We start from the raw sequence: 20,023 nt of genomic DNA, 5'->3' as shown, positions 1-20,023 counted from the left end.
GCTGGCTTGCCTGNATGTGCCGCCGTCATCGCAGGCAAGCCAGCTCCCACATTTGGGGCAGATTACAGATTCAGTAGCGCCAGGCGCTCGCGAACGGACGCCTCGATACCCGCCTCATCCAACCCGCATTCAGCCAGCATCTGCGCCGGCTTGGCGTGCTCAACGTATACATCCGGCAAGCCCAGGTGCAGCACCGACTTGAGGATATTCTCCCGCGCCAGGAACTCGCTGACCGCCGCACCGGCGCCGCCCATGATGGCGTTCTCTTCGACGGTCACCAGCAGCTCATGGCCAGCGGCGATCTCGCGCACCAACGCGTCATCCAGTGGCTTGACGAACCGCATGTCGACCACGGTAGCGTCGATCTTCTCAGCGACTTTCAAGGCTTCGGCCAGTTGTACGCCAAACACCAGGAACGCGGTTTTGCTGCCTTGGCGACGTACGATGCCTTTACCGATTTCAATCGGCTCCAGGTCTTTTTCGATCACGGCGTTCGGGCCGGTGCCGCGCGGGTACCGCACAGCGGCCGGGCCGTTGTACAGGTGGCCGGTGCTGAGCATCTTGCGCAGTTCGTTCTCGTCGCTCGGAGTCATCACCAGCATGCCGGGGATGCAGCGCAGGTACGAGAGGTCGAAACTGCCGGCATGGGTCGGGCCGTCTTCGCCTACCAGGCCGGCGCGATCGATGGCGAACAGCACATCGAGGTTCTGCACCGCCACATCGTGAACCAGCTGGTCATAACCGCGTTGCAGGAAGGTGGAGTAGATCGCCACTACTGGCTTGGCGCCTTCGCAGGCCATGCCGGCCGCGAAGGTAACGGCGTGTTGCTCGGCAATCGCCACGTCGAAGTAACGCAGCGGGAAACGCTCGCTGAACGCCACCAGATCGGAGCCTTCCTTCATCGCCGGGGTAACCCCTACCAGACGCGGGTCGGCGGCGGCCATGTCGCACAGCCATTCGCCAAACACCCCGGAATACTTCGGCCCGCTGGCTTTTTTCGGCGCGGCGGCGGGGGCATCGAGGGGTTCGAGCTTGGTGATCGCGTGGTAACCAATCGGGTCGACTTCCGCCGGAGCGAAACCTTTGCCTTTTTTGGTGACAATATGCAGGAATTGCGGGCCCTTGAGGTCGCGCATGTTGCGCAACGTGGCGATCAGGGTGGGCAGGTCGTGGCCGTCGATAGGGCCGATGTAATTCCAGCCCAGCTCTTCGAACAGGGTGCCGGGTACCAGCATGCCCTTGGCGTATTCTTCGGTGCGACGCGCGATTTCCCACGCGCCAGGCAGGCGCGACAGCACTTTCTTGCTGCCTTCGCGCATGCTGGCGTAGGTACGGCTGGAGAGGATCTTCGCCAGGTAATTGGACAGGCCACCCACGTTGCGCGAAATCGACATGTCGTTGTCGTTGAGGATCACCAACATGTTGGCGTCCACTTCCGGCGCATGGTTCAGCGCTTCGAAGGCCATGCCTGCGGTCAGCGCGCCATCACCAATCACCGCAATCGCCTTGCGCTCACTGCCTTGCAGGCGGGCGGCAATCGCCATGCCCAGCGCTGCACTGATGGACGTGCTGGAGTGGCCGACGCCAAAGGTGTCGTACTCGCTCTCGGAACGGCGCGGGAAGGCGGCCAGGCCGTCCTTCTGGCGCAGGCTGGCCATGCGCTCGCGACGGCCGGTGAGGATTTTATGCGGATACGCCTGGTGGCCCACGTCCCACACCAGCCGGTCGTCCGGGGTGTCGAACACGTAATGCAAGGCGATGGTCAGCTCGATCACGCCCAGCCCGGCGCCAAAATGCCCACCGGTCTGGCCGACCGTGTAGAGCAATTCCAGGCGCAGCTCATCGGCCAGGGTTTCCAGCTCGGCTTCACCCAGTCGACGCAGGCCGTCCGGCGTGGCAGCACGGTCGAGCAGGGGCGTAGACGGGCGTTTGCGGGGAATCTCTTGGAACGTCGTGGGCATCAGGCGAATCGTTATAGGTATAGAAGAGGCGGCAGTTTACCTCAAGCCGTGCAAACTGCCCACGCAGAGGGCCTAACTTGGCCGATATGCGGCGCAAATGGCCGCGGCTGTCAGTGGCGACGTTCGACGATATACCGCGCCAGGTCACGCAGTGGCTCGGCCGCCGCGTCGAAAGGTCGCAGGGCATCCAGGGCCTGGTCGCGCAACTCGATGGCATACGCCTTGGCGGCTTGCAGCCCCAGCAAGGCAGGATAAGTCGGCTTGTCCCGTGCGATATCGGCGCCTTGGCGTTTGCCGAGGGTGGCGGTATCACTTTCCACGTCGAGAATATCGTCCTGCACCTGGAAGGCCAGGCCGATAGCGCGGGAGTAGGTCTGCAGGGCCGCCAATTGCTCGGCGCCGGCGCGGCCACTGGCCAGGGCGCCCAACTGCACGGCCGCCTCAATCAGCGCGCCGGTCTTGTGGCGATGCATGTGTTCCAGGGCTTTTTGATCCAGCTTGAGGCTGACCGAGCCCATGTCGATGGCTTGCCCGCCGACCATGCCAGCCGGGCCTGCGGCGTGGGCCAGGGCGGTGACCATGCGCAGGCGGATCTCGGCGTTGACGCTGCTCAAGCGCGGGTCCAGCAATGCGCTGAACGCCAGGCTCTGCAAGCCGTCACCGGCCAGGATCGCATAGGCTTCATCAAAGGCTTTATGGGTGGTGGGCTGGCCGCGACGCAAATCATCATCGTCCATGGCTGGCAAATCGTCATGCACCAGAGAATAAGCGTGGATCAACTCCACCGCACACGCCGCGCCATTCGCCTCGGCTGCCGGCGCCCCGAGAGCTTCGCAGGCGGCATAGGCCAGCAACGGGCGCACACGCTTGCCGCCATTCATCACGCTGTAGCGCATGGCCTCATAGAGGCGCGTCATTTCCGGGCTTGGCGCAACAAACAGGGGCTCCAGCGCGGCATTCACCCGGGCTTGGCTACTGGCCTGGTATGCGCTGATCATTCCGGCTGTTCCGCATCGAAAGGCTCTTCGGCCAACTCCCCGTCACGCTCCAGCAACACCTGGACCTTCTGCTCCGCCTGCGCCAACGCGCTCTGACAGTCGCGGGTCAGGCCGATGCCTTGCTCAAACGCTGTCAACGAGTCTTCCAGCGACAACTCGCCGTTCTCCAGACGCTCGACCAGGGCTTGCAGGTCGGCGAGGGATTGTTCGAAATCGAGTGCAACTTTTTTGCGGGCCATGGCGGCAATTCCGGTAGACGGTAAACCGGCGCGACACTAGCAGACATGGGGGATTGGGGCAAATGAGTGGCGCACACACGGTGATGTGAGCCGATTGATGGGTTTATTCGGCTCACCGAGTCTCAGCTTGCCTTCGTGGCCACCGAGCACTCCCCCTGCGCCGCTTTCAATTGGGCCTCGAAGACCAATAAACCCCGATGCATATTCTGCAATGCCACAATTTGCATGGCTAACGCTTGCTTCTTATTGGCGATGGCTTGATCAGCCTTGTCCCAAGGAAGTGCATCACCCTCGTACCCCTGCAAAATCTCCTGTAATTCCTTGAGCTTGAACCCCAGTTGTTGCGCGCACTTTATAAACATGAGCCGCTCGACACTCTGCTCGGTATAAACGCGATAACCGCCCCGACGCGCAGGCGCTGGCATCAGCCCGATCGCCTCATAGTGACGAATCGCCTTGATGGTCGTGCCGGACAACTGCGCGGCTTTGCCGATGTACATGAAAATTCCCTTTTTCAAATAGTGCGCCGGCCTGTTTCAGCCACTTGGCCCGCTGCGTCAGCGAAGAGCCCAGCACCGGCCCCAACAGCAGCGTCTTGCTCGTCGCGATGCCGCACAGCGCCAGCGTGGTGCGCCGCATCTGGTAGATGGCCGGCATGCGATAAACCCAGCGGTAATACCACGACGGCGTGTCCAGGGTCACTAACAAGTGCGCGGTTCTGCCCTTTAATAACTTGTCTGGGAATGCCTTGCCTGCGCGGTATTTGAAGGCAAAGCCGGGTAGGAAAACGCGGTCGATAAAGCCCTTCATCAGTGCCGGGACACCGCCCCACCAGACAGGGAACACCCACGCCAGGTGCTCGGCCCAAAGGATGTCGGACTGGGCGCTGAGCAAGTCGGGCTCCAGCGTCTGTGCCTGGGTATAGCCATGATTAAGGATGGGGTCGAACCTGAGATCACCCAGGCGCAGGACGCGGACTTCGTGGCCGGCCGTTTTCGCAGCGTGGATATAGGTGCGCGCGAGGGCGGAACAAAAGCTATCGGAGGACGGGTGGCCGAGAATGACCAGAATGCGCTGACTCATGGTGATAAGTTCTGAGAAAAGGGCATTCAGGGTAGGGGGTGCCGTATAGGGGAGAGTCAAGTGCCAGCAGGACCTTTCTGTGAGGTACGCGGGCCCCTTCCTGAACTGTTCTCGAATGCTTGTGACGGTACTGTGGGCTGGCTAGCCTGCCTTCCCTGACATCAGGGTTCTTCGCCGCGCGATTTCAAGTACAGGCGTGCTTTTGCTAAGGCGTGGTCGGATTCGGAAAATTGTGCAACAGGCTGCTGCACAATTGTCTTGGTGCCATCAAGTCGCGCTTTTGGACAAACTTCCCGGCAGACGAGCAAATCGAGCGAGAGTTGGCGGGGTAGCCAGGGGCTTTTCGGTGGTTGAAAAATGTAAGGAAAAATCTCACGCGTGAGCTATTGAGTACCTTGCGGATTGCCTGTAGATTTTCTCACGCGTGAGTTTTTCACAGCGAGGTCAGTACCATGAACAGCAGCTCTCCATCGAGCCCATCAACTGGGCCCGATACCGATTCAACAAGCCTCAAGGGAGAGCGCTTGAAGCCGTCCGCAAAAAAGCCGTCGAGCTTTTACATGAAGCAGATGCGTGCGGGGCTGGCGGCGGCCGGTTATGTGAAACACGAGACTTGGGTGCTTCCCGAAAACCGAAGCCTGCTCAAGCAAATGGAGAAACAGCTACGCCAACCGATCCTGGCTGGCTCATTCATGTCGGAGAATTTCATGAGCGCAGGTACCAACTGGAATATCGATCGCCTCTTCAGTGCTCTTCAGGCGCTGGATGACGTGACGTCCAATGACATTACGCTTTCTCTCGTCCAAGGCTCCGAGTCCAGCATCAAGCTGGAGATGAACGACTTTGGTGGCTTGCCGATTTACATCGCGGTGGTGGGCGAGCAAATCATCGTGGATACCGTCCTGGTCGACGCCGAGTCCATCAACGATGTCGCGAAATTCAACGACGCCGTGCTGCGCAGCCGGGAGATGTTCCCGTTGTCGTCCATCGGTATCGAGTCCATGCCGAACGGGCAGGTGGTTTACAACATGTTCGGTGCGCTCAGCTCCGACTCCAGCCTGACCAACATCGTGACCGAGGTGAAAACCCTGGTTGATAACGTGCAGCGCGCCAGCGAAGCCTTCGAACGTTTCTTCATTTAATTATTCGGGAAAATCCAATGACTCAGTCCATCTGGAGCAAATTGTTCACCGCGTTGCGTGGCGGTGCCAGCGAAGTCGGCGAATCGATCGTCGACCAACAGGCCCTGCGCATCCTAGACCAGGAAATTCGCGATGCCGACAGCGCCTTGGCCAACGCCAAGCGTGAATTGGTAAGCATCATGGCCAAGCACAAACTGGCGGCTGATCGCGTTGGCGAGTACGACGCCAAGATCAAAGACCTGGAATCCAAGGCGATGGCCGCTATCCAGGCCAACCGTGAAGACCTCGCCCTGGAAGTGGCCGAAGCCATTTCGACCCTGACCAACGAGCGGGACGTGGAGCAAAAGCAGACCACCGAGTTCGGTGGGTACGCTGAAAGCATGCGCAAAGACATCACCAAGGCCGAGAGCCGCATCAAAAGCCTGCGCCAGCAAGTGGACATGGCCAAGGCTCGCGACAGCGTGCAAAAGGCCCAGGTCAGTGCCTCCATTGCCAGCGGTGGTGCCAACGGCAAGCTGGAAACCGCCGTCGGTACGCTCAACCGCTTGCAGGCCAAGCAGCAGCAACGTGCCGCTGAGCTGCAAGCTCAGGATGAGCTGGCTGATGCGTCAACGGGCACGGACCTGGAGCGCAAACTGCGCGATGCCGGCATCACGCCGAACGAAGGCAGTGCCAATGCGATTCTGGAGCGTCTGAAGCAAAAGTCGGCTGAGTAATCAACGCAGGTCAGTTAAGCCTGCAACTCTGTGGGGAGGGAGCTTGCTCCCGCTGGGCTGCGCAGCAGTCCTGTTTTTGGGGCCGCTTTGCGCCCCAGCGGGAGCAAGCTCCCTCGCCACAGTCGCAGTGCCTTTCTTTTGTATGTTGAGGTCAGGATGAACGCCTTGAAGGGTTTCAAGACAATCGCAGGCCTGGCCCTCTTCATGGTCGCGCTGCAACTGCTCAATGTGGCGACCGGTTACAGCCTCATGGCATTCGGGCTAATCCCGAGAACGGTGCAGGGTCTGTTCGGCATCCTCTCCTCGCCGTTTTTGCACGCCTCCTTCGCCCACCTGAGCGCCAACCTGATTGCCTTTGTGATCCTGGGTTCTCTGGTCATCATCGAAGGGGTCAACCGGTTCATCGCCGTCAGCGCCATCATCATTCTGCTGGGCGGCTTGTTGGTCTGGCTGTTTGGTTTTTCAGGCGTACACGTCGGCGCCAGCGGCTGGGTGTTCGGGCTATGGGCTTATCTGCTGTCTCGCGCCTGGTTCCATAGAAGCTGGGGCAACCTGCTAACAGCCGCTGTCGTGGCTTTGCTGTATGGCGGACTGGTCGTGGGCTTCTTTCCGCGGCAGGGCGTTTCCTTCGAAGGGCATCTGTTTGGTGCGCTCGCCGGATTTATTGCAGCCAAGGTACTTCTATCCACGCCGCGCAGCGGGTTTAATGCCGGGTGACCGCACTTGAGCATCCAGACGCCGAGGCGATGCTGTCGTCAGGATTCAAGTACCCAGGGAGCCAGGGGCCAAATGTCGATTTTCCTACTGTTACGCATGTACGCCTCGTCCCTCTTTCACCGCTTCGGTTGGGCAGGGCTGATCGTTGCCTTGGGTGTCCACCTGAGCACGGCTTACATGGGCCTGGTGTTGCTGGGCGAACAACACCTCACCGCTCCCGCCACGTTTATCTACTTCTACCTCACCACCACACTCACCGTCGGCTATGGCGACCTCGCGCCGCAGACCTCGGCGGGACGAATTTTCGTGGCGACCTGGGTCATGCTCGGGGGCATTGCGCTGCTCACGGCCGCCATCGGCAAAACCACCAGCAGTGTTATCGATGCATGGAGAAAAGGCATGAAGGGCAAAGGTGATTTCACCGGCAAGGTCGGCCATACCGTGCTGATCGGCTGGGAGGGCGCGTCCAGCGAGCGGGTGATTGAATTGTTGCTGCAAGACGAAACCTCGAACGACAACCTGATCGTGATCTGCGATTGCAGCCTTGAAGAAAACCCGATGCCGGGCAAAGCAGCGTTCATCCGCGGCGAAAGCCTGTCTTCCACCGCACTGTTGCTGCGTGCCGGTGTGCCCGGTGCCGAGCGTGTGCTGGTGCGAACCCTGTCTGATGACCTGACGCTGGCCACCGTGCTGGCGGTGAACCAACTGAGCCCCGTCGGGCATGTGGTCGCCCACTTCAACGAAAGTGAAATCGCTGCACTGGCCAGCTCCTACGCCCCGCGCCTGGAATGCACGTCCAGCATGGCGATCGAAATGCTGGTGCGCGCCTCTCAGGATCCGGGCTCGTCGGTGGTCATCAATGAGTTGCTGTGCGTGGGGCAGGGCGCCACCCAGTACCTGATGAAATTGCCCGAAGCCTTTGAGGCAACATTCGGCGAGCTGTACACGCAGATGAAGGAGCGCCACAACGCCACCCTCATCGGCTATCGCGCCAAAGGTGTTCAGCAGCCATCGATCAACCCGCCCAGTGCCACAGAGGTCAAAGGCGGCGAACTCTTCTACATCGCTTCCACTCGCCTTAAGGAAATCTCCCATGGGATGGCTTAAACAGTTGATGGGGCTTGAGGCCCCAAAAGCCACTACCGACTCGAGCCGAACCGCCAGCCCAAGCCTGCCTGCTACCGGTCCTTTGGGCCTGGCGCCGGGCAAGGGCGTGATGTTCGACACCACCCTCAAATTGCTGCTCGATGAAAAAACCAACGTGGTGATCCCCGGCTCCCAGGAAATCTGGAGCAATGGCACCATCGATCTTGGCCAGTCCACCTGGCTGTCGCGCTATTACATGAACGACGAAGATTATTGGTTGCAGGTGCACACCACCGGCCAGATAGCGGGCCAGGTCGAGTCAGTGATTCTGTTCAACTACCTCAGCTACGTCACCATCAGCAGTGAAGCGGAACTGCGCAGGCTGGCGGGCCCACAGAGCCTGATCGGGCTGCCGACCTACACCCACGACGGCGTTGAGTACTTCCGGGAGTGGGGCAGCGAGGACGGCCAGACCGAATTGGTGGCGATGAGCGAACAGGTCACCAGCCCAGAAGCCACCTACAGCGTCGAGCACCGTTCGATGCTATACGCCCGCGACACCGGCCTGACCGACCGTCGAGAGTTCCTGCTGTTCTCCGTCGAAGAAGATGCCGAAGGCACCATCAGCCTGAGCACATCCCTGGGCATTTCGCTGTACACCACCGACCTGACTACGCTCTAAAAAAGGAAGCCGTCCATGCTAGAAGCACTCTCCATCTCCCTCAACAAAGCTGCGGTGCTCGGCTTTGTCCTCTACATCCTGGGGGCTGCGGTACTGTTCGCGCTGTTCCAGTTCATCTACACCCGCATCACCCCGCACAAGGAGTTCGAACTGATCCGTGCGGGCAACACCTCCGCAGCGGTCGCCCTGGGCGGTGCCATCGTCGGTTTCGCCATTCCGGCCAGCAACGTGATTGCCTACTCGATCAACGTTCTCGACTTCATCGTCTGGGCCGTGATCGCCGCCGTCGTCCAACTGCTGGCGTTCCTGCTGACCAGCCTGGTGCTCAAAGGCACGTCCGAGCGCATCAAGAAGGGCGAACTGGCGGCCGGTATCTACGTGGCCGCGGTGGCCATCAGCGTCGGCATGCTGAATGCCGCGTGCATGACGCCCACCTCGAACTGATTGCCCACGGAGCTCCCGATGAAACGAAGCAAGTACGTCCAGCTGTCGCTGGCAGCGTCGGTCGCCATGGCGATATCCGGCTGTGGCCCAACGGAAAAAACCTACGACCTGCAAAAGAAGTACAACTTCCAGTCGGTACAGCAATGCGCCGATGAAAAACTTCCGGTGGACGTCTGCTCGGACGCCTACATGACGGCCATGGCCGAGCATCGCCGCATTGCGCCGGTGTATGACAGCCAGGCCGATTGCGACGCCGACTTTGTTGCTGATTGGTGCCAGCAAGACTCCACCGGCAAATTCATCCCGCGCTTGGGCGGTTTCGAACTCACCGCCGAAGGCCAGGTGACCCAATCCCAGGTCGACGCTGCCAATGCGCAAGCGGCCAACGCTCAGGCCAGCGGCGGCGGCTCAGGCTTCTCCACCAGCAGCCTGCTGACCGGCTTGCTGATCGGCAACATGCTTAGCAACAACCGCAACAGCTACCGTTCGGAACCGGTGTACCGCTATCGCGATGATCGCGGCAACTACGGTAATTCGACGCTCAACCAGCGCGTGTCCAATGGCGCGACCTTTGGCCGTTCCAACCAGGCCCGCTACGGCAGCAGCAATTACACCAGCACGCTGCGCTCTTCACCTAAGTCGAGCTCGGTTTCATCGGCCACCTCTCGCGGCGGCTTCGGCAGCAAAGCCAGCGCACGCAGCGGCTGGGGCGGCGGGTCGAGCAGCTAAGGAAACCGGCCATGAAGAAGATCCAATGCGCAGAGCGTCATGACTGGAAACATACAGCCGAGAGTCTTGGCTTCCTGTTCCATACCATTGACGGCGAACCTTACTGGGACGAAAGCGCGTACTACCAGTTCACGCTCAAGCAAATCGAGCGCGACCTCGAAGACCCGACCGCCGAGCTCCATGACATGTGCATGGACCTCGTCGCCCGCGTGGTCCACAGCGAAGAACTGCTTGAACGCCTGAGCATCCCCGCGCCTTTCTACGACATGATCCGAACCTCATGGCTCGAAGGTCACCCGCACCTGTACGGGCGCATGGACTTCTCCTACAACGGCAGCGGGCCCGCCAAGTTGCTGGAGCTCAACTACGACACCCCCACCAGCCTCTATGAAGCAGCCGCGTTTCAGTGGGGCTGGCTGGAACAATGCATCGAGCGCGGCCTGCTGCCCAAGCACGCCGACCAGTTCAATAGCATCGACACCAAACTGCACCAGGCCTTCGCCCAACTGCAGGTCAAACAGCCGTTCTACTTCGCCTCGATGAAAGACTCCATCGAAGACAAAGGCACCACCGACTACCTGCGTCTGGTTGCCGAAAAAGTCGGCATCGAATCGCGCCACATCGACGTCGAAGACATCGGCCTGACCAGCGAAGGCCGCTTCGTCGACCTTGAAGATCGCTGGATCCCCCACCTGTTCAAACTGCACGCCTGGGAGTTCATCTTCCACGAGCCCTTTGGAGCCGCGATTGCCCAGAGCGACACGCAGTTCTTCGAACCCGCGTGGAAATCGATCCTCTCCAACAAAGGCATCCTGCCGCTGCTGTGGGAATTCAACCAAGGCCACCCCAACCTGCTCGCGTGCCACCTAGACACCGACCCAGGCAAGGCCGTACCAAAAGGTTGGGTGCGCAAACCGTTCTTCTCCCGGGAAGGCGCCAACATCGAACTACAAACCGCCGACGGCCTGATCGTAAAAGAAGACGGCCCCTACACGGATGCGCCATTCATCCTTCAGGAGTTCGCACCGCTGCCAAAATTTGGGGACAGCTACACGCTGATCGGCTCCTGGGTCATTGGCGACCAGGCGGCGGGGATTGGGGTGCGAGAGGACAATAGCTTGATCACCAAGGACTCAAGCCGGTTTCTGCCGCACTTGATCCTGGATTAAGGAAGTTGATCGTTCCCACGCTCCGCTTGATCGTTCCCACGCTCCGCGTGGTAATGCATCCAGTGACGCTCCGCGTCACCCACACGCATCTCAATCTACACCCATAAAAAAGCCTGCCTTTTCAGGCAGGCTCAATACGGAGCATGGCAGTCTTAGCTCTGGCGAGCAGACAGGGCCGAGTAGCTGTTCATCAAATTGCGATAGTTAGGAATCCGCTGGGACAACAGATTCCCCAGCCCTTCGATGTCGTTGCGCCAGTCGCGGTGCAACTCACACGCCACCGAGAACCAGTTCATCAACTGTGCACCGGCCTGTGTCATCCGGCTCCACGCCGCCTGCTGCACCGTGGTGTTGAACGTGCCCGACGCATCCGTCACCACAAACACCTCAAACCCTTCTGCCAGCGCCGACAATGTCGGGAACGCCACACACACATCCGTCACCACACCGGCAATGATGATCTGCTTACGCCCGGTGGCCTTGATCGCCTTGACGAAATCCTCGTTGTCCCAGGCATTGATCTGACCAGGGCGAGCGATATACGGCGCGTCCGGGAACATCTCCTTCAACTCCGGCACCAGCGGGCCGTTAGGGCCTTGCTCGAAACTGGTAGTGAGGATGGTCGGCAAGTTGAAGAACTTGGCCAGGTCAGCCAGGGCCAGCACGTTGTTCTTGAACTCGTTGGGCGAGAAGTCCTGCACCAGGGAGATCAGGCCGGTCTGGTGATCGACCAGCAGAACAATGGCGTCGTCTTTGTTCAAGCGGTTGTAGGTTGCAGTGCTCATGGTTGAATCCTTTTTTGTTTAGGTTGGTTGGGCGTTGCGTTCAACATGGGCACAGATTAATGGGTGGGTGACGAGGGATAAATCGGGTGGGAGGAGTCTTACTGTCAACTCAAGGTGGACAATGGTTAAGGCGCGATTTCAGGCCTCAGGTCGCTGCGCAGAACAGGAATGAATTGTCTGCCTCAATGACATTGATTGAAGGGTGGGCCAGCAGCTGTTGGGTAATTGAACTGTGTTTTACGGGCATTAAAAAGCCGGCTTGTGGCCGGCTTCTCGGGGACTGCCTCAGCTTGTTTTTGACAAACCTCACCAGCCTTCAAATCGCTCAGCCCACATTGCGTCAGGCTGAATAGTAGGGGCATCCGCGGGAACTCCTCCGCTTCGCCGGCAGGAAATCAGCTAAAAGCGACCCCTGCCAAATGTGCGGCGCATGATACCCACATTCACCTCAGTTGCCCACCTCCGGTTCCGATTTAGAGCCTTCCCAGCCCAGCAGGTGTTCATCCAGTGGCACCGGTGGGCGGCGGTTGTTGAGGGTGGACCACCAGAATACCCAGCCGACGATCTTGAAGCTTTGTTCGAAGCGCTCCTCATGGTTGAGGTATTCGTCCGGGTGTTCGCTGGCGTTGTGGCTGCGCATGCGCAGGCCGCCGCCAGGACGGTTGTAGAGGTATTTGATGCGCAGCATGCCGTCGTGTTCGACGGCGTAGATTTCACCGTCGATGATTTGGGTGCGGCCTCGGTCGATGGCGAGGGTGGCGCCTTGTTGGATGATGTCGATCATGCTGTTGTCGACCATGTAGGCGCCTATCGCGCGGTCGGGGTTGACGTTGAGGGTTTCCAAATTGTGCAGGGAGACGCGGATGCGTTCGGTTGAGGTAAAGGTGGGGTGGAGAGGAATCTCCACGTCGGTTTTTTCCGGGCGGCAGGCGGGGCCTGTGAGGTATTTGCCTGTGTCTTCGCGGGTAGTTGCAATCCTTGCGATGGGGCCTTCCAACAGGTAGTTGGCAGGCGGGTGCTTGGGGCCTTTACCGTCGCTTAACCAGCGACTTGAGACGCACAGCAATTCTGCGATCTCGTTGAGTCGGCCCATGGGGACGCCGCGTTTGAACCAGTTGTTCACGTGCTGAGGCGTGACGCCGCGGTTCTTGGCGAAGTCGGAGGCGGAAAGATGAACTTCCCGTAGTAGTGCTTTTAAACGATCACCTGATGTATTCATAAACGCAGAGTTTACTGGCCGGAAAGTCCCATCAAATAAACCATGCGTTGATTTGCAGTTGTAGGATCTGGCTTAGTTATGGCTTGATCTTTCATATGTGCAACTTGGTTAAACGCTGCAACTAAACATTGAACTTGATGTTTAGTCTGGCCCATAAAAAAGCCCCGAATTAACGGGGCTTTTTATTTGCCGTGGCAATGAGGTGCGGGTGTCAGCCTTTGTAGGCAGCAACCGACTTCATGATCTCGGCGCGGGCGGCGTCTGCGTTGCCCCAACCGTCGATCTTCACCCATTTGCCTTTTTCGAGGTCTTTGTAGTTCTCGAAGAAGTGCTTGATCTGTTCCAGCAGCAGTGGCGGCAGGTCGGTGTATTCCTTCACGTCCACATACAGCTGGGACAGCTTGTCGTGTGGCACTGCGATGACTTTGGCATCGCCGCCGCCGTCGTCGGTCATGTTCAGGATGCCGACTGGGCGGGCGCGGATAACCGAGCCTGGGGTGACCGGGTAAGGGGTCACGACCAGCACGTCGAGCGGGTCACCGTCGTCAGCCAGGGTGTTGGGGATGAAACCGTAGTTGGCCGGGTAGAACATCGGGGTGGCCATGAAACGGTCAACGAACAGGCAGTCGCTGTCTTTGTCGATTTCGTATTTGATCGGCGCGTGGTTGGCCGGAATTTCGATGGCGACGTAGATGTCGTTCGGCAGGTCTTTGCCAGCCGGAATCTTGCTGTAGCTCATTGGGCGTTGCCCCCGTTAGTTGGCCATATGACATGGCCGGATTGGCCTAAAAGTGGCGGCGATTATAGGCATATTCTGACGCCGATGCCATGCGCCAAGCGTCGTACGGTCATTCGCCTTGTGGCTGATAACGTGGGTCGCTGGCTTGCAGTTGAGTCAGGCGGGCCAGGGGATCCTGGCGATAAAAGCGGCTGAGTTGGGCGTACACCTGTGGATAACTGTTGACCAGTAAATCCGGGGCGCTGAAGAAATACTCGCTGGTGACGGCAAAGAACTCCGCCGGGTTTTCCGCAGCGTAAGGGTCTATCTCGGTCTCGGCGTCCGGGTTGGCGTCCAACTGGCGGTTGAGGTCATCGAAGGCGCCTTGCATGACGCTGGCCCAGTCCTTCACGCGCATGTCATGGTGCAGAGGCGGCAAGCCGTTGGCGTCGCCGTTGAGCATGTCCAGCTTGTGCGCCAGTTCGTGGATGACCAGGTTGTAGCCTTCCCATTGGCCGCTGGCGAGCACACCAGGCCAGGCGAGAATCACCGGGCCCTGTTGCCAGGCTTCGCCGCTGTGTTCGCCGTCCCATTCGTGCTCCACGCCACTGGCATCGCGATGGCGTTGCGGGCTGAGGAAGTCGTCGGGGTACAGCACGATCTCATGGAAACCCTGGTACCAGTCGAGGTCGCCCAGGTTCATCAGCGGCAATTGCGCCTGGGCGGCGAGCACCAGGCGTTGTTCCTGGTGCAGTTCGACGCCGGGCAGGGCGGTGAGGTGTTTTTCGCTGAGGAACACCACGCAGGCTTCGCGCAGCCACTGGTCTTGCTCCGGCGTGATGCCGTCGAGGAAGGTCAGGTGGTGGCGCACCCGTTGCCAGGTGTCATCGGCAATCGGGTGCTTGGCCAGCAGGCGCCGGCGACGCCAGGCGCTGAGGGACCACACGGGGGGTCAGTGCGGGTTGGCTTCGGAGGACGTGCGGCCAAAGCGGCTGCGCACTACGCCAATAATCATCGGCACCAGTGACAGCAGGATGATGAACACCACCAGCAGCGACAGGTTCTTCTTGATAAAAGGCACGTTGCCGAAGAAGTAACCCAAGGTCACCAGGCCACCGACCCACAGGATGGTGCCCAGTACGCTGAAGCCGAAGAAGCGCGGATACGGCATCTTGGCCACGCCCGCGACGAACGGCGCGAAGGTGCGCAGGATCGGCAGGAAGCGCGCCAGGGTCACGGTCTTGCCGCCGTGCTTGTCGTAGAAGTCGTGGGTTTTTTGCAGGTAGTCGCGGCGGAAGATCTTGGAGTTCGGGTTGCTGAACAAGCGCTCGCCCGCCGTTCGTCCGATCACGTAGTTGGTGCTATCGCCGAGGATGGCCGCCAGCATCAGCAGGCCGGCCAGCAGGACTGGGTCCATACCGCCGCCAGCCGCTACAGCACCGGCGATGAACAGCAAGGAGTCGCCCGGCAGGAAAGGCATGACCACCAGGCCGGTTTCGCAAAAAATCACCAGGAACAGAATGGCGTAGATCCACGGACCGTAATTGGTTACCAGCATGTCGAGGTAGACGTCGAGATGCAGGATAAGGTCGAGCGGGTTGAAATCCATGGATGGCACCTGTGTGAATAGTCCGACTCAGCGGGCTTGTGCGGAAGCTCGGGCAATAAGGCTACAAGTAATTGTCGCGGTTCTTACAACCCTGAAAGGTCGGCATTATACGGATTGAGAGGTGAAAAGCGTGTGGCTTTTGTAGCGGGGAGTGTCGCGAAATTGTGAAGGGGTGAGGCTTCAAGCCAGTCGCCGGATCCAATGTGGGAGCTGGCTTGCCTGCGATAGCGGTGGGTCAGTATGAGAAGTGCTCGCTGACACTCCGCCATCGCAGGCAAGCCAGCTCCCACAAGGATATTGCGGTGTTTGGCTTACCGGTTTTCAGTCTTCGTTGATCGGCAACACGTAGTTTTTGAATTCGGTGTCTTCGCGAAACCCAATCGACTCGTAGGTCTTCTGCGCCACGTCGTTATCGCTGCTGGTCGATACCCGCAGGCGCACCGCGTGGGTGTCCTTGGCCATTTTCTTGGCCGTGCGCATCAGGTTGTCCGCCACCAGTTGCCGGCGCGCATCCTCGGCCACATAGATGTCGTTGAGGATCCACACCCGCTTGAGCGACAGCGAAGAAAAGCTCGGGTACAGCTGGCAAAACCCCAGCAGCCGCTTGTCGTCATCGTCGGCCAGGGCCAGGTAGATCACCGACTCCTTGCGTCGCAGGCGCTTCTCCAGGAAGGCCCGTGACGAGTCCGGGAACGGCAAGGCCCCGTAGAACTCGCGGTATTTGACGAACAACGGGGTCAACAGGTCCAGGTGTTCCAGGGTCGCTTGAGTAATCCGCATGCCAGGCCTCAACTTCCAAATGGGGTATGACCACACGAGCGGCCGTGACTCGATGCTGCCTAATGACGCCAAAAAGCGCAATCGTGCCGCTATCGGTCATCCGCCGGGCTGAGCAGGAAATTGCCTTTCATCAGGTCCGGGTCGTCGGATTCGAGGGTCTGAACCTGCGCCTCATCTTTGAGATTGACCCCCGACAACTGCCGGCGACACGCTTCTCGCATCAAGTACAGCAGGCGATGGGCCGCCATGCCATAACTCAAGCCCTCCAGCCGCACATTGGAGATGCAGTTGCGATAGGCATCGGTGAGGCCGACCTTGGGGTTGTAGGTGAAATACAGGCCCAGGCTGTCCGGCGAGCTGAGCCCCGGCCGTTCGCCGATCAGGATCACCACCATCTTGGCGCCCAGTAGCTGCCCGATTTCATCGGCCACCGCCACGCGGCCTTGCTCCACCAGGATCACCGGTGACAAGGACCAGCCTTCGGCGTGGGTCTGTTCTTCCAGGCGCGCCAGAAACGGTGCTGTATGTTTATGCACGGCCAGTGCCGACAGACCATCGGCCACCACGATGGCCAAGTCCACACCACCGGGCTGGGCCAGGGCGTAGTCGCGCAGCGTTTGCGCCGACTCATCGCTCAGGCGTCGCCCAAGGTCCGGGCGTTGCAGGTAGATGTGCCGGTCCGTGGCGGCGCTGTGCAACAACAGGCTGTCTCGGCCACGTTCGGCCAGTTGGTGGCTGAGCCCGGCGTGATCGAAGGGCAGGTGCACCGCGTCCCGCGCCTGGGCGTGGGCAAACTGGAAGTCCAGTTGGGCGCTGGTGGGAAGGCTGGTGCCGGTGCGGCCCAGGGCAATACGCGCCGGGGTCAGGCGGCGCAGTTCCAGCCACGGGTTGTCAGGCAATTCTGGTTGCACAGTCGGCTCCTTCATCCCAATTGCGCCAAGGCGTGACGAAAGGCCGGTGGCAGGCTGTTGCCAAAGTGCACCTTGCCATCGGCCTGCGTGAAGATGCCCATTTTCGCCAGCCACTGCTCGAACTCCGGCGCCGGTTTTAAACCCAATGTTTGCCGCGCGTACAGAGCGTCGTGGAACGAGGTGGTCTGGTAGTTGAGCATGATGTCGTCGGAGCCGGGGATGCCCATGATGAAGTTGATGCCGGCCACACCGAGCAGGGTCAGCAGGGTGTCCATGTCGTCCTGGTCGGCTTCGGCGTGGTTGGTGTAGCAGATATCGCAACCCATGGGTACGCCGAGCAGTTTGCCGCAGAAGTGGTCTTCCAGGCCGGCGCGGATAATCTGCTTGCCGTTGTACAGGTACTCCGGGCCGATAAAACCGACCACGGTGTTCACCAGAAACGGCTTGAAGTGCCGCGCCACGGCGTAGGCACGGGTTTCACAGGTTTGCTGGTCGACGCCAAAGTGCGCATTGGCCGACAAGGCGCTGCCCTGGCCGGTTTCGAAGTACATCAGGTTCTGGCCCAGGGTGCCGCGCTTGAGGCTCAAGCCAGCGTCGTAACCTTCCTGCAGCACGTTCAGGTTGATCCCGAAACTGGCATTGGCCGCTTCGGTACCGGCAATTGACTGAAACACCAGGTCCAGCGGTACGCCGCGGTTGATCGCTTCGATGGAGGTGGTGACGTGGGTGAGCACGCAGGCCTGGGTGGGGATTTCGTAGCGCTGGATGATCGCGTCCAGCATCTCCAGCATGGCGCAGATTGAGGCGATGCTGTCGGTGGCCGGGTTGATGCCGATCATGGCGTCGCCGTTGCCATATAGCAGACCGTCGAGAATGCTCGCGGCGATGCCGGCCGGTTCGTCGGTGGGGTGGTTGGGCTGCAAGCGCGTGGACAAGCGCCCGCGCAGGCCAAGGGTGCCGCGAAACTGGGTGACCACGCGGATCTTCTGCGCCACCAGCACCAGGTCTTGCACGCGCATGATCTTGGACACGGCCGCGGCCATTTCCGGTGTCAGCCCTGGCGCCAATGCGCGTAGGGTATGTTCATCAGCCGCATCGCTGAGCAGCCAGTCGCGCAGGCCGCCGACGGTGAGGTGGCTGACCGCTGCAAACGCCTGTTTATCGTGGGTGTCGATGATCAGCCGGGTGACTTCATCGCTTTCATAAGGAATCAGTGCTTCTTGCAGGAAGTGCTTGAGCGGGATATTCGCCAGCGCCATCTGCGCCGCCACACGTTCGCCGTCATTCTGGGCGGCGACACCGGCGAGGAAGTCCCCGGAGCGTGCGGGGCTGGCCCTGGCCATCACGTCCTTGAGGCTGTCGAAGCGGTAGGTTTGAGCACCCACCGCGTGGGAAAAGCTTGCCATACAGTGTCTCCTTGATGACGCGGGCCTGGCGTGGGCAAGGCGCCGCGTCGAGGTTTTCGGCAGTTAGTGCAGAGCGGCCTCTGCGGCCTGGATCGCCGCGAATTCCTCTTCCGGCGTGCCCGCTACCAAGTGATGCCGGCTGTAGAAAGCAAAGTAAGCAATTAATACTCCATAGATGATCGCCGCGCCAATCACCACGCGCGGGTCCACCAGAAAGCCCGCCACCACGGCCACGCAAGCCAGTACCAGTGCCACGCCTGAAGTGAAAATGCCCCCCGGCGTGCGGTATGGCCGCTCCATTTTAGGGCGACGGATGCGCAGGGTGATGTGGGCGGCCATCATCAATACGTAGGAAATCGTGGCGCCAAACACCGCCACCAGGATCAGCAAGTCACCCTGGCCGGTCAGCGACAGGCCAAAGCCGATAATCCCGGGGATCACCAGTGCCAATACTGGCGCCTTGCTCTTGTTAGTCTCGGACAATTTGCGCGGCAGGTAACCGGCACGGGACAAGGCAAAGATCTGCCGCGAATAGGCGTAGATAATCGAGAAAAAGCTCGCGATCAAACCGGCCAGGCCGACCAGGTTGACGAAGCTGCCCATCCAGGTGGAACCGCCGTAGGACAACGCCAAGGCTTCAACCAGCGGGTTGCCGGATTTGATCAGCGCGTAAGTCCCTGCACCACCCGGCGCGATCACCAGGATCAGCAGGGCAAAACTGGTCAGCACCACAATCGCGCCGATCAGCCCGCGAGGGAGGTCGCGCTTGGGGTTCTTGGTTTCTTCAGCGGCCAGCGGCACGCCTTCCACCGCCAGGAAAAACCAGATGGCATAAGGGATCGCGGCCCACACGCCGACGTAGCCGAACGGCAGGAAGCTGCTGGCGCCCTTGGCCTCGGTCACGGGTATATCCAGCAGATTGGCGACGTTGAAATGCGGCACCATCGACACCAGGAACACGCCCAGGGCAATCGCGGCGACAGCGGTGATCACGAACATCAGCTTCAAGGCTTCGCCCACACCAAAGATGTGGATGCCGATAAAGATGATGTAGAACGCCAGGTAGATCATCCAGCCGCCAATGCCGAACAACGACTCGCAATAGGCGCCGATAAACACCGCGATGGCGGCGGGGGCGATGGCGTATTCGATAAGGATGGCAGTACCCGTGAGGAACCCGCCCCAAGGGCCGAATGCGCTGCGGGCAAAACCGTAGCCACCGCCAGCAGTGGGGATCATGGAGGACAGCTCGGCCAGGGAAAAGCACATGCACAGGTACATGGTGGCCATCAGCAAAGTGGCGAGGAACATGCCGCCCCAGCCGCCTTGGGCCAGGCCGAAGTTCCAGCCGGCGTAATCGCCGGAAATAACATAGGCGACGCCAAGGCCAACCAGTAGTACCCAGCCGGCGGCGCCTTTTTTCAGTTCGCGTTGTTGAAAATAATCGGTGCCGACTTTTTCGAAGTCGACAGAAGAACCAGTGGGTTCGCTAGGCATGGGAAGTACCTTCCATTCTTATTGTTTTTGACTCGGCGTCTGTGTGCCGAACGAGGTAGCAATTGCGCGTGATATCAAATGTGGGAGCTGGCTTGCCTGCGATAGCGGCCTGTCTGCTACCCCTTATTTGGC

The 20,023-nt window shown here is 60.0% G+C and carries 22 protein-coding genes; 8 read left to right on the top strand and 14 right to left on the bottom strand.

Annotated features, from left to right (window positions below):
• Positions 1 to 62: 62 nt before the first annotated feature.
• From dxs to ACTJLA_RS06230, 5 genes are all read right to left on the bottom strand, one after another.
• Positions 63 to 1,961 carry a 1-deoxy-D-xylulose-5-phosphate synthase gene (gene dxs / locus ACTJLA_RS06250; protein WP_057975577.1) on the bottom strand — a complete coding sequence of 633 codons (1,899 nt, stop codon included), beginning with the start codon at positions 1,959 to 1,961 and terminating at the stop codon, positions 63 to 65.
• Between the two features lie 110 nt (positions 1,962 to 2,071).
• Entirely contained in the window at positions 2,072 to 2,959 is an 888-nt protein-coding gene (gene ispA / locus ACTJLA_RS06245; RefSeq protein ID WP_054918156.1) for a (2E,6E)-farnesyl diphosphate synthase, read from the bottom strand.
• A complete protein-coding gene (locus ACTJLA_RS06240) occupies positions 2,956 to 3,198 on the bottom strand; it encodes an exodeoxyribonuclease VII small subunit (protein ID WP_003194556.1) in 243 nt (80 codons plus the stop codon). The genes ispA and ACTJLA_RS06240 overlap by 4 nt, the downstream gene beginning before the upstream one ends.
• 122 nt (positions 3,199 to 3,320) lie before the next feature.
• On the bottom strand, positions 3,321 to 3,698 hold the full coding sequence (locus ACTJLA_RS06235; RefSeq protein ID WP_089042523.1) for a MerR family transcriptional regulator: 378 nt from the start codon (positions 3,696 to 3,698) through the stop codon (positions 3,321 to 3,323).
• Positions 3,637 to 4,281 (bottom strand): NAD(P)H-dependent oxidoreductase, encoded by a 645-nt coding sequence (locus tag ACTJLA_RS06230; RefSeq protein WP_127881474.1) that lies wholly within the window; start codon positions 4,279 to 4,281, stop codon positions 3,637 to 3,639. Before ACTJLA_RS06230 ends, ACTJLA_RS06235 begins: the two co-directional genes overlap by 62 nt.
• Before the next feature lie 560 nt (positions 4,282 to 4,841).
• Between ACTJLA_RS06230 and ACTJLA_RS06225 the strand changes: the two genes are divergently transcribed.
• The 8 genes from ACTJLA_RS06225 (at position 4,842) to ACTJLA_RS06190 (ending at position 10,966) form a co-directional block, all read left to right on the top strand.
• Positions 4,842 to 5,423 (top strand): YjfI family protein, encoded by a 582-nt coding sequence (locus tag ACTJLA_RS06225; RefSeq protein ID WP_034126864.1) that lies wholly within the window; start codon positions 4,842 to 4,844, stop codon positions 5,421 to 5,423.
• 17 nt (positions 5,424 to 5,440) lie between these two features.
• Entirely contained in the window at positions 5,441 to 6,139 is a 699-nt protein-coding gene (locus ACTJLA_RS06220) for a PspA/IM30 family protein (RefSeq protein WP_057975573.1), read from the top strand.
• Positions 6,140 to 6,295: 156 nt separating this feature from the next.
• Positions 6,296 to 6,856, top strand: coding sequence for a rhomboid family intramembrane serine protease (locus tag ACTJLA_RS06215; RefSeq protein WP_054918148.1), 561 nt, complete (start codon positions 6,296 to 6,298; stop codon positions 6,854 to 6,856).
• Between the two features lie 72 nt (positions 6,857 to 6,928).
• On the top strand, positions 6,929 to 7,963 hold the full coding sequence (locus ACTJLA_RS06210) for an ion channel (protein WP_054918146.1): 1,035 nt from the start codon (positions 6,929 to 6,931) through the stop codon (positions 7,961 to 7,963).
• Complete coding sequence (locus ACTJLA_RS06205; protein WP_054918144.1) at positions 7,950 to 8,624, top strand: DUF2491 family protein; 675 nt, start codon at positions 7,950 to 7,952, stop codon at positions 8,622 to 8,624. The genes ACTJLA_RS06210 and ACTJLA_RS06205 overlap by 14 nt, the downstream gene beginning before the upstream one ends.
• A 15-nt stretch (positions 8,625 to 8,639) precedes the next feature.
• Positions 8,640 to 9,068, top strand: a complete 429-nt coding sequence (locus ACTJLA_RS06200) for a DUF350 domain-containing protein (protein ID WP_003194539.1) — start codon at positions 8,640 to 8,642, stop codon at positions 9,066 to 9,068.
• An 18-nt stretch (positions 9,069 to 9,086) separates the two neighbouring features.
• Positions 9,087 to 9,797, top strand: coding sequence for a DUF1190 domain-containing protein (locus ACTJLA_RS06195; RefSeq protein WP_032895116.1), 711 nt, complete (start codon positions 9,087 to 9,089; stop codon positions 9,795 to 9,797).
• An 11-nt stretch (positions 9,798 to 9,808) separates the two neighbouring features.
• On the top strand, positions 9,809 to 10,966 hold the full coding sequence (locus ACTJLA_RS06190; protein WP_440840830.1) for a glutathionylspermidine synthase family protein: 1,158 nt from the start codon (positions 9,809 to 9,811) through the stop codon (positions 10,964 to 10,966).
• 152 nt (positions 10,967 to 11,118) lie between these two features.
• Here the strand turns inward: ACTJLA_RS06190 and ycaC are convergent, their stop codons facing one another.
• The 9 genes from ycaC to eat all read right to left on the bottom strand — a co-directional run bounded on the left by ycaC (position 11,119) and on the right by eat (position 19,891).
• Positions 11,119 to 11,751 (bottom strand): isochorismate family cysteine hydrolase YcaC, encoded by a 633-nt coding sequence (ycaC, locus tag ACTJLA_RS06185; RefSeq protein WP_014720109.1) that lies wholly within the window; start codon positions 11,749 to 11,751, stop codon positions 11,119 to 11,121.
• Positions 11,752 to 12,199: 448 nt separating this feature from the next.
• Complete coding sequence (locus ACTJLA_RS06180) at positions 12,200 to 12,970, bottom strand: LexA family transcriptional regulator (RefSeq protein WP_034126892.1); 771 nt, start codon at positions 12,968 to 12,970, stop codon at positions 12,200 to 12,202.
• Positions 12,971 to 13,181: 211 nt separating this feature from the next.
• Positions 13,182 to 13,709 carry an inorganic diphosphatase gene (gene ppa / locus ACTJLA_RS06175; protein ID WP_003176323.1) on the bottom strand — a complete coding sequence of 176 codons (528 nt, stop codon included), beginning with the start codon at positions 13,707 to 13,709 and terminating at the stop codon, positions 13,182 to 13,184.
• Positions 13,710 to 13,818: 109 nt separating this feature from the next.
• The gene (locus tag ACTJLA_RS06170) at positions 13,819 to 14,634 is read right to left on the bottom strand and encodes a zinc-dependent peptidase (protein WP_054918139.1); all 816 of its coding nucleotides are present in this window, start codon (positions 14,632 to 14,634) and stop codon (positions 13,819 to 13,821) included.
• A 6-nt stretch (positions 14,635 to 14,640) separates the two neighbouring features.
• Positions 14,641 to 15,297, bottom strand: coding sequence for a DedA family protein (locus tag ACTJLA_RS06165; RefSeq protein WP_003194521.1), 657 nt, complete (start codon positions 15,295 to 15,297; stop codon positions 14,641 to 14,643).
• A gap of 321 nt (positions 15,298 to 15,618) precedes the next feature.
• The gene (locus tag ACTJLA_RS06160) at positions 15,619 to 16,077 is read right to left on the bottom strand and encodes a GNAT family N-acetyltransferase (RefSeq protein ID WP_014720105.1); all 459 of its coding nucleotides are present in this window, start codon (positions 16,075 to 16,077) and stop codon (positions 15,619 to 15,621) included.
• 89 nt (positions 16,078 to 16,166) lie between these two features.
• On the bottom strand, positions 16,167 to 17,003 hold the full coding sequence (gene eutC / locus ACTJLA_RS06155; protein ID WP_034126894.1) for an ethanolamine ammonia-lyase subunit EutC: 837 nt from the start codon (positions 17,001 to 17,003) through the stop codon (positions 16,167 to 16,169).
• Complete coding sequence (locus ACTJLA_RS06150) at positions 17,000 to 18,394, bottom strand: ethanolamine ammonia-lyase subunit EutB (RefSeq protein WP_440840826.1); 1,395 nt, start codon at positions 18,392 to 18,394, stop codon at positions 17,000 to 17,002. The genes eutC and ACTJLA_RS06150 overlap by 4 nt, the downstream gene beginning before the upstream one ends.
• 63 nt (positions 18,395 to 18,457) lie before the next feature.
• Positions 18,458 to 19,891, bottom strand: coding sequence for an ethanolamine permease (gene eat, locus ACTJLA_RS06145; RefSeq protein WP_003194515.1), 1,434 nt, complete (start codon positions 19,889 to 19,891; stop codon positions 18,458 to 18,460).
• Between the last annotated feature and the right edge of the window lie 132 nt (positions 19,892 to 20,023).

The organism is Pseudomonas sp. 22072, assembly GCF_052046095.1.
Classification (GTDB): Bacteria; Pseudomonadota; Gammaproteobacteria; order Pseudomonadales; family Pseudomonadaceae; genus Aquipseudomonas; species Aquipseudomonas paracarnis.
The sequence above is the reverse complement of the archived record's forward strand: the minus strand, read 5'-3'. Positions and strand labels throughout refer to the sequence as shown.